This window comes from Streptomyces phaeofaciens (assembly GCF_014648915.1).
GTDB lineage: Bacteria > Actinomycetota > Actinomycetes > Streptomycetales > Streptomycetaceae > Streptomyces > Streptomyces phaeofaciens.
In genome coordinates, this window is record NZ_BMSA01000020.1 from 38944 (window position 1) to 53309 (window position 14366).

At 71.0% G+C, this 14366-nt stretch carries 9 protein-coding genes; 6 read left to right on the forward strand and 3 right to left on the reverse strand.

The features are described 5' to 3' along the window. Positions 1-179: 179 nt before the first annotated feature. Complete coding sequence (locus tag IE275_RS29310) at positions 180-623, forward strand: Fur family transcriptional regulator (protein ID WP_189714603.1); 444 nt, start codon at positions 180-182, stop codon at positions 621-623. Between the two features lie 26 nt (positions 624-649). After that, positions 650-2857, forward strand: coding sequence for a catalase/peroxidase HPI (gene katG / locus IE275_RS29315; RefSeq protein ID WP_189714605.1), 2208 nt, complete (start codon positions 650-652; stop codon positions 2855-2857). A 121-nt stretch (positions 2858-2978) separates the two neighbouring features. On the opposite strand, the gene IE275_RS29320 is transcribed toward katG, so the two are convergent. Beyond that, positions 2979-4037 (reverse strand): enoyl-CoA hydratase/isomerase family protein, encoded by a 1059-nt coding sequence (locus IE275_RS29320; protein ID WP_189714607.1) that lies wholly within the window; start codon positions 4035-4037, stop codon positions 2979-2981. 456 nt (positions 4038-4493) lie between these two features. Here IE275_RS29320 and IE275_RS29325 point away from each other — a divergent pair, with 456 nt between their 5' ends. From IE275_RS29325 to IE275_RS29340, 4 genes are read left to right on the forward strand one after another with little or no spacing between them, the layout of a single operon-like run. After that, a complete protein-coding gene (locus IE275_RS29325; protein ID WP_373299309.1) occupies positions 4494-4844 on the forward strand; it encodes an SseB family protein in 351 nt (116 codons plus the stop codon). Further along, positions 4841-5491 (forward strand): hypothetical protein, encoded by a 651-nt coding sequence (locus IE275_RS29330; protein ID WP_189714611.1) that lies wholly within the window; start codon positions 4841-4843, stop codon positions 5489-5491. Before IE275_RS29325 ends, IE275_RS29330 begins: the two co-directional genes overlap by 4 nt. 2 nt (positions 5492-5493) lie before the next feature. Next, positions 5494-10269: a putative T7SS-secreted protein gene (locus tag IE275_RS29335; protein ID WP_189714613.1), complete on the forward strand. Its 4776-nt coding sequence runs from the start codon at positions 5494-5496 to the stop codon at positions 10267-10269. Between the two features lie 32 nt (positions 10270-10301). Then, the gene (locus tag IE275_RS29340) at positions 10302-10742 is read left to right on the forward strand and encodes a PH domain-containing protein (protein ID WP_189714615.1); all 441 of its coding nucleotides are present in this window, start codon (positions 10302-10304) and stop codon (positions 10740-10742) included. 75 nt (positions 10743-10817) lie between these two features. Here IE275_RS29340 and IE275_RS29345 read toward each other — a convergent pair whose 3' ends face one another. Both IE275_RS29345 and IE275_RS29350 read right to left on the reverse strand, forming a co-directional pair. Next, positions 10818-12146, reverse strand: coding sequence for a class I SAM-dependent RNA methyltransferase (locus tag IE275_RS29345; RefSeq protein WP_189714617.1), 1329 nt, complete (start codon positions 12144-12146; stop codon positions 10818-10820). 91 nt (positions 12147-12237) lie between these two features. Next, entirely contained in the window at positions 12238-14355 is a 2118-nt protein-coding gene (locus IE275_RS29350; RefSeq protein ID WP_189714619.1) for an APC family permease, read from the reverse strand. Positions 14356-14366: the final 11 nt, after the last annotated feature.

Genomic DNA, 14366 nt, shown 5'->3' on the forward strand with positions numbered 1-14366 from the left:
GGGCGCTCATTCTGACACGCGCACCTGGTGACGCCGTGGGGCCCGGGACACCACCCCATACCGCACCACCAGCCCCGTGCGCACCTCTATAACGGTACAAGACCCCTCAATTACGACACACCAAACTTGGAGTGCTCGTTTTCTTGAACTCTTCGTGTTTATGGAAGTAGGTTGTCTCCATGACTGCACCCCAGACTCCGACCACCGCCGAGGAGCTTCGCGGTGCCGGCCTGCGGGTGACGGCCGCCCGCGTCGCACTGCTCGAAACCGTCCGTGTCGGCGACCACCTCGACGTCGAATCGATCGCGACCGGAGTACGTGACCGTGTCGGCCACATTTCGCTGCAAGCCGTGTACGAGGCGCTCCACGCCCTGCACGCGGCAGGCCTCGTCCGCCGCATCGAACCGCCGGGCAGCCCGGCCCGGTTCGAGGGGCGGGTCGGGGACAACCACCACCATCTCGTGTGCCGCTCGTGCGATGTCGTCGTCGACGTCGACTGCGCCGTCGGCCACGCCCCGTGCCTGACCGCGGCCGACAGCCGCGGCTTCTCGGTCGACGAGGCCGAGGTCATCTACTGGGGCCTGTGCCCCGACTGTTCCACCGCCGACACCGCGGCACCGTGATCCCCCCAGTTCGGAAGGATTCCCCCATGTCCGAGAACCACGACGCAATCGTCACCGACGCGAAGGAGCAGACGGGCGGCTGCCCGGTCGCCCACGGACGCGCCGCGCACCCCACCCAGGGCGGTGGGAACCGTCAGTGGTGGCCGGAGCGGCTCAACCTGAAGATCCTCGCCAAGGACCCCGTCGTCGCGAACCCGCTCGGTGCGGACTTCGACTACGCCGAGGCGTTCCAGGCCCTCGACCTCGCGGCCGTGAAACAGGACATCGCCGAGGTGCTGACCGACTCCCAGGACTGGTGGCCCGCCGACTTCGGCAACTACGGCCCGCTGATGATCCGTATGGCCTGGCACAGCGCCGGCACCTACCGCATCAGCGACGGCCGCGGCGGTGGCGGCCGCGGCCAGCAGCGCTTCGCGCCGCTGAACAGCTGGCCGGACAACGGCAACCTCGACAAGGCCCGCCGTCTGCTGTGGCCGGTCAAGAAGAAGTACGGCCAGTCCATCTCCTGGGCCGACCTCATGATCCTCACGGGCAACGTCGCGCTCGAGACCATGGGCTTTACGACCTTCGGCTTCGGCGGCGGGCGCGCCGACGTCTGGGAGGCCGACGAGGACGTGTACTGGGGCCCCGAGACCACCTGGCTCGACGACCAGCGCTACACGGGCGACCGCGAGCTGGAGAACCCGCTCGGCGCCGTCCAGATGGGCCTCATCTACGTCAACCCCGAGGGCCCCAACGGCAACCCGGACCCGATCGCCGCGGCCCGCGACATCCGTGAGACGTTCCGCCGCATGGCGATGAACGACGAGGAGACCGTCGCCCTCATCGCCGGCGGTCACACCTTCGGCAAGACGCACGGCGCCGGCCCCGCGGACAACGTCGGCGACGACCCCGAGGCCGCCTCCATCGAGCAGCAGGGCCTGGGCTGGAAGTCCACCTACGGCACCGGCAAGGGCGGCGACGCCATCACCTCCGGTCTCGAGGTCACCTGGACCACCAAGCCCACCCAGTGGAGCAACGACTTCTTCGACATCCTCTTCGGCTACGAGTGGGAGCTGACCCAGAGCCCCGCCGGCGCCAACCAGTGGGTGGCCAAGGACGCCGAGGCGGTCATCCCCGACGCCCACAGCGGCTCGAAGAAGCTGCCGACGATGCTCACCACCGACCTCTCGCTGCGCTTCGACCCGATCTACGGCGAGATCTCGAAGCGCTTCCACGAGAACCCGGCCGAGTTCGCGGACGCCTTCGCCCGCGCCTGGTACAAGCTGACCCACCGTGACCTGGGCCCGAAGTCGCTGTACCTCGGCCCGGAGGTCCCGGCGGAGACGCTGCTGTGGCAGGACCCGCTGCCGCAGGCGGAGGGCGAGACCATCGACGCCGCCGACGTCGCGGCCCTGAAGGCCAAGCTCCTCGACTCGGGGCTGACCGTCTCGCAGCTCGTCTCCACCGCGTGGGCGTCGGCCTCGACGTTCCGCGGCAGCGACAAGCGCGGCGGTGCCAACGGCGCCCGCATCCGCCTTCAGCCGCAGGCCGGCTGGGAGGTCAACGAGCCCGACCAGCTCGCCCAGGTGCTGCGCGTCCTCGACGGCGTCCGGTCGGAGTTCAACTCCGGCGCGAAGCAGGTCTCCCTCGCCGACCTGCTCGTCCTCGGCGGTGCCGCCGCCGTGGAGAAGGCCGCCAAGGACGCCGGCTTCGACATCGAGGTGCCCTTCACGCCGGGCCGGGTCGACGCCACGCAGGAGCACACCGACGCGGAGTCCTTCGCCGCGCTGGAGCCCGCCGCCGACGGCTTCCGCAACTACGTGGGCAAGGGCAACCGTCTGCCGGCCGAGTACCTGCTGCTCGACAAGGCGAACCTGCTCACCCTGACCGCCCCCGAGCTGACCGTCCTCATCGGTGGTCTGCGCGTCCTGGGCGCCAACTACCAGGACACCGCGCACGGCGTCTTCACCGAGACCCCGGGCAAGCTGACCAACGACTTCTTCGTCAACCTGCTCGACCTGGGGACGACCTGGAAGTCCACCTCCGAGGACCAGCACACCTTCGAGGGCCGTGACGCCTCCGGTGCGGTCAAGTGGACCGGCACCCGTGCCGACCTGGTCTTCGGCTCCAACTCCGAGCTGCGTGCCCTCGCCGAGGTCTACGCGAGCGACGACGCGAAGGAGAAGTTCGTGAAGGACTTCGTCGACGCGTGGGTCAAGGTGTCGAACCTGGACCGGTTCGACCTGGTCTGACCGACGGGTGACGGGCGGTGACGGGCGCGGCCCGTCACCCCCGGCCGATTCCGTCGACCGCCGACAGCCGCCCGGACGGCCCGCGAGGGTCCGTCCGGGCGGCTGTCGCGCGTCCGGCGCCTCATGCCCCGGGCGCCAGCCCGAGCTCCCGAGCGCCCAGCGGCGCGAAGAACCGTTCCACGTCGGCGTCGGTGACCTCGGCGAGTGTCGCCGGGGACCAGCGCGGGTTGCGGTCCTTGTCGACGACCTGGGCGCGGACGCCCTCCACCAGGTCCGCGGTGGTCAGGGCGGCGAGGGAGACCCGGTACTCCTGGTCCAGGACCTGTTCCAGCGTGCCGAGCCGCCGGGCCCGGCGCAGCGCGACCAGGGTGACCTTGAGCGAGGTGGGCGACTTGGCGAGCAGGGTCTCGGCGGCCTCCTTGGCCGCCGGGTCGCCGTGGTCGAGGAGCCGTTCGACGATCTCCTCCACGGTGCCGGCGGCGTAACAGCCGTCGATCCACTCCCGCCGGCCGGCCAGCTCCCCCTGCGGCACGGCCCGCGCATGGCGGGCGAGGGCGTCGCGTACGGGGTGGGCGGCGAGGTCCTCCAGAAGGTGCGGGACCGACGCGGACGGTACGAAATGGTCGGCGAGCCCGCACAACAGGGCGTCGGCCGCGCCGATCTGAGCACCCGTCAGCCCGAGGTGGATGCCCAGCTCACCCGGCGCGTGGGCGAGCAGCCGGGTGCCGCCGACGTCCGGGACGAAGCCGATGCCGGTCTCGGGCATCGCGACGCGCGACCGCTCGGTGACGATCCGGACGCTGCCGTGTGCGGAGATGCCGACGCCGCCGCCCATCACGATCCCGTCCATGACGGCGACGTACGGCTTCGGGAAGCGGGCGATCCGGGCGTTCAGCCGGTACTCGTCGCGCCAGAACGCCGCCGAGGCCGTGCCGTCGCCGTCGCGGGCGTCGTCGTGGACGGCGCGGATGTCACCGCCCGCGCACAGTCCGCGCTCCCCCGCCCCGGTGATCACGACGGTCTCGACGGCCGGGTCCCGCTCCCAGGCGGTGAGCGCGCGGTCGATGCGGCCGACCATGTCGTGGTTCAGGGCGTTGATGGCTCGGGGGCGGTTGAGGACGAGGTGGGCGGCCCGGCCGGCCCGGTGCAGGAGAACGGGTTCCTCGGTGCTGCCGCTCATCCCCACGCCTCCGCCGGCCCGCGGGCCACGATGTCGCACATGATCTCGTCGGTTCCTTCCAGGCTCCGGAGACCGCACAGGTCACAGGCGGCCCCCTGACCACCGTAACCGCTGCGAGGGGGACGGCCGCGAGGGAGTGTCCACGGCCGCGAGGGCGACTGCCGCGAGCGAGCATTCACCGCCGCCACGGCGACTGCCGCGAGGGGGCGCCCACCGCCCCCGCGCCGGCCCGGCACCGCCGGAGCAGACGCCTCCACCGCGGCGCGCCCCCTTGCCGGGGCCGGTGCGGGCCAACCTTCACGAGAACCACCCGCTCCCTCACCATCGTCCTGCTCTACGGTGCCAACAGGCCACGACCACCGGGGAGGAACCGTGCAGCGGCGGAGGACGGAGCTTGCCGAGCGGATCGCCGGGCGGCGGGAGGGAGGTGACGACCCCCGTGCCCTGGTCGGTGAGATGAGGCGTTCGGTGCTTCTGGTGCCGGTGTCGGACGGGGGGCTGTGGTCGGTGCGTTCGGGCGGGGTGCGGTGGATCTGCGCCTTCACCGACGAGACCGCCCTGGCGCGGTTCGCCCTGCGCCACGCGCCGGGTGATCAGCCCATGGACTACGCGGCGTTGCTGGGCGCCCGCATCGTCGACGAGATCGTGCCCGCGCTGGGTGAGCCGGCCGGGCTCGCGGTCGACATCGCCACCGAGGACGGGTCGATGTTCTTCCCGCCGGTCGTCGGCATCGTCCCGGACGCGGTCGCCGTCGACGCGGGTGCGGGTGCGGGTGCGGGTGCGGCAGGAGAGGGGCCGCGGTCATGAGCGGTGAGGGAGCGGACCTTCGGCTCGGCAAGGAAGCCGTCGCGAAGTTCACGCAAGGGGTCGGCGCCACCATCGAGCAGCTCGGTGAACTCGGCGGCGCGACCGGTTCGGTGATGGGCAAGGGCTTCTCGGAGCTGGCCATGACCGGGATGGAGGCCGGACACCACGGCCTCTCGGTCGACTTCGAGGACTTCTGCGAGCGCTGGGAGTGGGGTGTGCGCGCCCTGGTGCACGACGCGAGCGAGATCGCGAACCGCCTCGGTCTGGCGGCGGGCACCCAGTGGGAGCACGACCAGTACGTGGCGGGCTCGCTGAAGGTGGGCGTCAACGCGCTGATGGGCGGCAATCCGCACGCGAGCGAGGAGGAGATCACCCAGCAGGACTGGGGCGATGTGTTCACGCCGGACTATCTGGACCCGGACTGGAGCGCCGAGTCGTGGGACAAGGCCGGTCAGGACATGGAGCAGACGTGGAAGGACACCGGCCGCACGGTGCTGACCGAGGGTCAGGGCGGCCGGCAGTCGGAGATGCTGAACGACGCGATGGGCATCTCCGACGACCAGTGGAACCAGGCGCTGGACGACACCTTCGGCCCGTCGCCGGAGGAACGCGCGCAGCAACAGCAGGGTGAGTCCGGGGGGAACTGAGCGTGGGAATCGGCGACTTCATCAGTGACATCACGCCCGACTCGGTCGAGGACGCGGTCGAGGACGGTGTGGAGTGGGTCGGCAACCGGGTCGAGGACGCCGGGAACTGGACCGCGGACCGGCTGGACGACGCCGGCTGGGAGTCCGGCGCGGACTGGGTGCGCGAGCAGTCCCGTTCGGTCGCCAACCGGCTGGGCGCCGAGGTCGACGAGATGGACCTCGGGCAGACCGAGGACAAGACCAAGCTGATCTACGGCAGCGCGGACAAGATCCGCTCCACCGCCGAGAAACTCCGCGGCTTCCAGACGGCCTTCGACAGCGCCGGCGAGGGCCTCAAGGGCCTGGACTCCTCCCGCCTCAAGGGCGAGACGGCCGGAGCGGTGCGCACCGCGGTGAGCACCCAGCCGCCCAAGTGGTTCACCGGCGCAGACGCCTGCACGAAGGCGGCCGCCGCGCTGGAGGCGTTCGCCGGCACCGTCACCTGGGCGCAGGGACAGGCGCAGACGGCGATCGACCAGTGGAAGAAGGGCGTCAAGGCCTCCGAGGACGCCGCCGACGCCCACCGCAAGAAGGTCGACGACTACAACAGCGCCGTCGACCGCTACAACGCCCAGCCCTCCGACAAACGCGACCCGGCCACCCTGCCTCCCAAGCCCGCCGCGACGTTCGACGATCCGGGCAAGAAGCTGATGCAGGACGCCCAGGACCTCCTCGCCGAGGCCCGAAAGCAGCGCAACTCGACGGCGGAGACCGCGCGTACGGCCGTCGCCGCCGCCCGCGACATGGCCCCGAAGAAGCCGGACTACGCCGATCAACTGGGCGACGGCTTCGCAGAGTTGCAGATCATGGGCGACCATGTCGGCGGCGGCATCATCAAGGGCACGGCCGGCATCCTGAACTTCGTCCGCAGCGTGAACCCGATGGACCCGTACAACATCACGCATCCGGCCGAGTACGCCACGTCGCTGAACAGCCTGGCCGCGGGTCTGGTGGTCGCCGCCAACGACCCGGTCGGCACCGGCAAGCAGATGATCGGCGACTTCATGAAGGACCCGGCGGAGGGCTTCGGCCGGCTGATCCCCGACCTGGCACTGACGGCCGCCACCGGAGGCGGCGGCGCCGCCGTGAAGGGCGTGCGCATCGCCGAGGAGGCCGCCGACGCCGCACGGCTGCGCAGACTGCTCGACGACGCCCCGGACGGCACCCACCGTCGGCCGGACGGTGAGCGCGTCACCGACGGCACGGACCCGGTGGACCTCGCCTCGGGCCGGATGTACCTGCCCCAGACCGACCTCGCGGTCCCGGGCGTCCTGCCCCTGGTGTTCACCCGCCGCACCGAGTCGGGCTGCACGGCCGGCCGTTTCCTCGGCGTCTCCTGGACCTCCACGGTCGACGAGCGGCTGGAGATCGACGCCATCGGCGTCGTCCACGTCACCGCCGACGGTCTGCTCGTCCCCTACCCGCACCCGGTCCCCGGCCTGCCCACCCGGCCGCAGTCGGGCCGCTCCCGCACGCTCCTCTCCCGGGACGCGGACGGCGACTTCACCCTCACCGACCCCGACACCGGCCTGACCCGCCACTTCACCGCCCCGCCCGGAGGCGAGCCGGGCGGCGACGGCACGGCCTGGCTGTCCACCGTCGCCGAGCCCAACGGCCACACCCTCACCGTCGACCGCGGCGAGGACGGCCTGCCGCTGGCGCTCGTCCACTCGGCGGGCCACCGGGTGACACTGACCACGGCCGAAGGCCTGGTCACCGCCCTGTCCCTGGCCGGCGCGGGCGAGAACGGCGCGGACCTGCCCCTGATGCACTACGGCTACCAGGACGGCGACCTCACCACGGTCACCAAGCCGTCCGGTGCCGTCACCACCTTCCTCTACGACGACCGCCACCGCGTCATCGCCTGGATCGACTCCAACGGAAGCCGCTACGACTACGTCTACGACGACCGCGACCGCGTCGTCGCCGAGGGCGGCGAAGCCGGCCACATCCAGATCACCCTCGCCTACACCGAACCCGACCCCGAGACGGGTCACCGCGTCACCACGCTGACCACCGCCGAGGGGCACAGCACCCGCCATCTCATCGGCCCCGGCTGCCGCGTCCTGGCCACCACGGATCCGCTCGGTCACACCACCCGGTTCACCTACGACACCCGCGGGAACCTCCTCACCCGCACCGACCCGCTCGGCCGCACCACCACCCACACCTACGACGAGAACGACCGTATGGTCGCGGTGCTCCGCCCGGACGGCAGCCGGCTCGCCATGAAACCGGGCCCGTTCGGGAGGTACACGGACCTCCACGCCCCGGACGGCAGCCGCTGGCTCCAGAGCTTCGACGAGCGCGGCAACCGGGTGACGGTCACCGATCCGGCCGGCCACACGGTCCGGTACGCCTACGACGCCCGGGGATGCCTGACCTCGATCACCGACGCGCTGGGAGCCGTCACCACGGTCCGCTGCGACGCCATGGGCCGGCCCGAACAGGTCGTCGACCCGGCCGGCGGGACCACTCTGCTCCAGCGCGACGCCCTCGGAAACACCCACCACGTCACCGACCCCACGGGCGGCGTCACGCGTCTCGAGTGGGACGCGGACGGCCATCTGGTCCGCCGCGAGGCGCCGGACGGCGTCACCGAGTCGTGGACCTACGACGGCGAGGGCAACCGCCTCACCCACACCGACCCGGTCGGCGGGGTGTCCCGCTTCGAATACACCCACTTCGACCTGGTGGCGGCGCGCGTCCAGCCGAACGGGAGCCGGTACGAATTCGGGTACGACGCCTCGCTGCGGCTCGTCCGGGTCACCGACCCGCAGGGCGCGCGATGGACCTACGCGTACGACGCGGCCGGCCGCACGGTGTCGGAGACCGACTTCGACGGCCGCACCCTCCGCTACCGCCTCGACGCCGCCGGACAGCTCGTCTCCCGAACCGACGCGCTCGGCCACGTCATCTCCTTCGAGCGGGACCAGCTCGGCCAGGTGATCCGGAAGGACGCCGACGGCCAGGTGACCACCTACGGCTACGACCGGGCCGGACGTCTCCTCCAGGCGTCCGGCCCGGACAGCGAGCTGCTCTACACCTACGACCGCCGGGGACGGGTCAAGTCCGAACTCGTCGACGGCCGCGTCATGAGCTACGCGTACAACGCCGCGGGCCGCCGCATCCGCCGCATCACCCCCACCGGCCACGTGACCACGTACGCCTACGACGCCAGTGGCCGTCCCGAGCGCCTGACCTCCGGAGGGTCCCCGGTCGTCTTCGCCCATGACGTCGCGGGTCGTGAGACGGCCCGTGTCTTCGCGGACTTCACCGACCCTCTCACCGTCACCTCGGCCTGGGACGAGGCCGGCCGGCTCTCCGCCAGCCACCTGACCGCCGGCGGCCGCACCCTCAACAGCCGTGCCTACTCCTACCGCCCGGACGGCCACCTCAGCTCGGTCAGCGACCTCTTGTCGGGCACCCGCACCTTCGACCTGGACGCGGTCGGCCACGTCACCGCCGTCCACGCGCAGGGGTGGACCGAGCGGTACGCCTACGACGCGAGCGGCAACCTGACCGAGGCGTCCTGGCCCGCCTCCCACCCCGGCAACGAAGCCACAGGACCGCGGACCTACGCCGGCACGGCGATCACCCGCGCCGGAGCGGTCCGCTTCGAACACGACGCCCTCGGCCGCATCACCCTGCGGCAGAAGACCCGCCTGTCCCGCCGACCCGACACCTGGCGCTACGCGTGGGACGCCGAGAACCGGCTCACCTCGGTGATCACCCCGGACGGCGCCCGTTGGCGCTACCGCTACGATCCGCTGGGCCGCCGCGTCGCCAAGCAGCGTCTGGCGGACGACGAGACCGTGGTGGAGGAGACCCGGTTCGCATGGGACGGCATGACCCTCTGCGAACAGACCGTTCACCACCCGGACCTGCCCAGCGCGGTCGCCCTCACCTGGGACCACCGGTCCGGCGTCCCCCTCTCGCAGACCGAACGCCTCCTCACGGCGGACACCCGGCAGGAGGAGGTGGACCGGCGCTTCTTCGCCATCGCCACCGACCTCGTCGGAACCCCCACCGAGCTGATCGGCCAGGACGGCGACATCGCCTGGCGCTCCCGCGCCACCCTCTGGGGCACCACCGCCTGGAGCAGCTCCAGCACCGCCTACACCCCGCTCCGCTTCCCCGGTCAGTACTACGACCCGGAAACCGGCCTGCACTACAACCTGTTCCGCCACTACGACCCGGAAACGGCGCGCTACCTCACCCCCGACCCCCTCGGGCTCGCTCCCGCGCCCAATCCCGTCGCCTACGTCCACAACCCCCACACCTGGTCCGACCCCCTCGGACTCAGCCCGTATCCGCGTGGCGAGAAGGGCAACCCCTTCGACAACCGCGCGGATGCGGAAAAGGCGGCGTTCGACCTCGCCGGTGTTCGTCACGGCGAGGAACCCATCGCCGAGTGGGTGGTCACCGGGGACAAGCAGCTGAAGCACGTGCCGGGTTACGTCTATTCACCCGACCCGGCGCACTGGGGCAATTTCCGGCAGTTCGAAACCGAGAGCGGCTCGCGTGTGGTCGTCGAGCACACCCACGACCCGGCGGGCCCGCACTTCCATGCCGGAAAACCGAAGATCGACGACACCCGAGAGCTCGTCAACTTCGGCTGGGACAACGCGAGAGTGCAGCGTCCCGACGGCAGCCTCGGCTATCCGGAGTCCATGGAGCGGTATGCCAAGATAAACAAGGAGGGTGGCGATCATCACCTGTTCTACGAAGGCAACTGAACACCGTAGGGACCGATGAGGGGCCAGACATCATGAACGACCGGCAGGCACCGGAGTGGCGCGACACCCTTCGGCGCTGCGGACTCGTCGAGGTGACGGGGGAGACGGCGCCCGACGGCCCGCCGGTGAACGCCGCCATCCACGCGGTCAGCGGATTCGAGGTGGAGCCGGTCGCCACCGTCCCCGCGTCCACCCCCCACGCCGCCGACGAGCTGGACGAGACGTGGCACCACCACGCCGTACAGGCGTCGCTGTACGGGGAGGGCGGCGATTTCCTCATCCTCCCGCCGGTACCCGGCGGGAGCAGGATCGGCTGGGTGCGGGTGAAGGACCCGCTCGGCAAGAACCTCCCGTCCCGCATTTCCGGCGTGACGGGTTCCCCCGAGTTCGTGGCCGTCTCGGTCGACGGCCGCCACCTGTGTGCCGCCTCGGTCGAGGAATCCGACTACTGGGTGGTCGTGCACGAATTCTGAGGTCGCACGATCCTCATGGACGACGACCTGGCGGGCGGTGGAACGGGCCACCGCCCCCGGCCGGAGAGCCGCGGGTCAGATCCCCTTCGCCACCGGCTCCAGAATCGCCACGCACTCCACGTGATGCGTCATCGGGAACAGATCGAACGCCCGCAGCGTCCGCACCCGGTACCCCCCGTCCCGGAAGTACCCCAGATCCCGCGCCAACGCAGCCGGATCACACGCCACATAGGCGATCTTCCGCGCACCGAGCGACGTCAGTTGCTCGACCGTCTTCTTGCCGGCCCCCGCGCGCGGCGGGTCGAGGACGATCAGGTCGACCTCCGTGATGCCGGTGCGCGGGAGGACGCTCTCCACCTTGCCCTGCTCGATCCGGACGCGGTCGAAGCCGGCGAGGTTGTGCCGGGCGTCCTCGACGGCGCGCTTACCGGACTCGATGCCGAGGACCGCGCCCTTGTCGCCGAGGCGGTCGGCGAGGGCCCCCGCGAAGAGGCCGACGCCGCAGTACAGGTCGAGCGCCATGTCGCCCTTGCGCGGCAGCAGGCCCTGCATGACGGCCTTGACCAGGGTGTCGGCGGCCATCGGGTGGACCTGCCAGAAACCGCCGCTGCCGACGCGGTGCGTACGGCCGTCGGCCCGCTCGCGCACGAAGGCGCGGCCGTGGACGCGGTGGATGCCGCCGTCCTTCTCCTCGACGCGCATCACGGAGACCGGCTTGTCGAGTTCGACGAGGGGCAGGCGGGCGCCGGGCCGCGGCTCGAGGATCACCATGCGGTCCTGGGAGCCCGTCGCGGCGATCGCCTCGACGGAGGCCATGCCGGACCAGTCACGGTTCTCGATACCGAGCTCGCTGACGCCGGGTGCCGCGATCATGCAGTGCTCGATCGGCTCGACCTCGTGCGAGCGGTGGCGGCGCAGCCCCGCGTTGCCGTCCGGGTCGACCGCGTACTGCACGCGCGTGCGCCACTGCGGTACCTCGCCGGCCGGCAGCTTGTCGCCCTCGGCCGGCATCACGGTGCCGTCCCAGCCGGCCTCCTCGGGGGTGAGCCCGGCGAGCCGCTGGAGCTGTTCGGCGATCACCTCGCCCTTGAGCCGGCGCTGGGCGCCGGGCTTGGCGTGCTGCCAGTCGCAGCCGCCGCAGCGGCCGGGGCCGGCGTAGGGGCAGGGGGCCTCGACCCGGTCCTTGGACGCGTCCAGGATCTGTACGGCGTCGGCGCGCAGGAAGCGCGCGCCCTCCTCGCCGTCCGTCACCCGGGCCACGACCCGCTCGCCCGGCAGCGCGTGCCGGACGAACAGCACCTGGCCGGAGTCGGTGCGGGCGATGCAGTGGCCGCCGTGGGCGACGGGGCCGATCTCGACCTCGTACTCCGTCCCCACCAGCGTTTTCTTCGGTTCTTCCTGCATGGCGGGGTGACTCCAGTGACGAGAAAGGGAAACGGCCGGACAACAGCCCACCAGTCTACGTGGGTGCCGTCCGGCCGTTGACCAGAGAGCCTCAGCCCTTGGTGCCCGAGGACTTGCCGGACGAGCCGGTGGAGCCGGACGAGCCCGCCGACTTGCCGGACGCGCTGTCCGACGCCTCCTTCGGCCGCGCCGCCTCCGCCGGACCGCGCCGCACCGCGCCCGGCGCGTTCCACTCGGACCGCTTGCGGGCGCGCATGCGGGCCGCTTCGGAGGATTCGAGCTGGTAGGGGACGGAGGTGACCATGATGCCCGGGGTGAACAGCAGCCGGCCCTTGAGCCGCAGCGCGCTCTGGTTGTGCAGCAGGTGCTCGTACCAGTGGCCGACCACGTACTCGGGGATGATCACGGACACCGCGTCGCGCGGTGACTCCTTGCGCAGGCTCTTGACGTACTCGATGATCGGCCTGGTGATCTCGCGGTAGGGCGAGTCGAGGACCTTCAGCGGTACGTCGATGCCGCGCCGTTCCCACTCCTCGCGCAGCGCCTTCGTCTCGGCCGGGTCGACGTTGACGGTGAGTGCCTCCAGGGTGTCGGAGCGCATCAGCTTGGCGTAGGCGAGGGCGCGCAGCGTCGGGCGGTGGATCTTGGAGATCAGCACGACCGAGTGCACGCGGGAGGGCCGTACGCTGTCGTCGCTGGGGCCCTCGGGCGCCGCGATCTCCTCGGCCACCCGGTCGTAGTGCTTACGGATCGCGGTCATCGTCGCGTAGAAGATCACCATGCCGAGCAGGGCGACCCAGGCGCCGTGGGTGAACTTGGTGAGCAGGACGACGACCAGGACCAGGCCGGTGAAGAAGGCACCGAAGGTGTTGATCGCGCGCGAGCGGACCATGTGGCGGCGCTTGGCCGGGTCGGTCTCGGTGGCCAGATGGCGGTTCCAGTGGCGGACCATGCCGGTCTGGCTGAGCGTGAACGACACGAACACACCGACGATGTACAGCTGGATCAGACGCGTGGAGTCGGCGCCGTAGATCACCAGCAGCAGGCTGGCCGCCCCGGCCAGGAGCACGATGCCGTTGGAGAAGGCGAGGCGGTCGCCGCGGGTGTGCAGCTGGCGGGGCAGGTAGCGGTCCTGGGCGAGGATCGAGCCGAGCACCGGGAAGCCGTTGTAGGCGGTGTTGGCGGCCAGGAACAGCACCAGGGCCGTGGCGGCCGCGAGCACGACGAAGAAGAAGCTGCCCTTGCCGAAGACGGCCTCGGCGACCTGGGTGATCACCGGGTTCTGGACGTAGTCGGCGCCGACCGCGACACCGTTGTGCAGCAGGTCGACGGCCGGGTTCTCGGCCATGCGGACATCGGTGAACAGGGCCAGCACGATGATGCCGCAGAACATGGTGACGGCCAGCAGGCCCATCGCCGCGAGCGTGGTCGCCGCGTTCTTCGACTTCGGCCTGCGGAACGCCGGGACGCCGTTGGAGATCGCCTCGACACCGGTGAGCGCCGCACAGCCGGAGGAGAAGGCACGCAGCATCAGGAAGAGCAGCGCGAATCCGGCCAGGCCCTGGTGCTCGGCCTTGATCGTGTAGTCGGCCGTCGGCGCCCGCAGGTCGTCACCGAGGACCAGCCCCCGGAACGCACCCCAGGCGATCATGATGAAGACGCCCGCGACGAACACATAGGTCGGGATCGCGAACAGCTTTCCGGACTCCTTGACGCCGCGCAGGTTCATCAGCGTCAGCAGCACGACCACGGCGACCGCGCAGGCCACCTTGTGCTCGACGACGAACGGGACCGCGGAGCCGAGGTTCTCGATGCCCGAGGCGATGGAGACGGCCACGGTCAGGACGTAGTCGACGAGCAGGGCGCTCGCCACGGTCAGGCCGGCCCGGGCACCGAGGTTGGTGGTGGCGACCTCGTAGTCACCACCGCCACTGGGGTAGGCGTGGACGTTCTGCCGGTAGGAGGCGACCACCGTGAACATCAGTACGACGACCGCGAGGGCGATCCACGGGCTGTAGTGGTAGGCCGACACACCCGCGATGGAGAGGACCAGCAGCACCTCCCCGGGCGCGTAGGCCACGGAGGACAGCGGGTCGGAAGCGAAGACGGGCAGGGCGATGCGCTTCGGCAGGAGGGTTTCCCCCAGCCGATCACTGCGCAGTGCGCGCCCGATCAGAATCCGTTTGGGCACGTCGGTCAGTTTGGACACAACAGAGGATC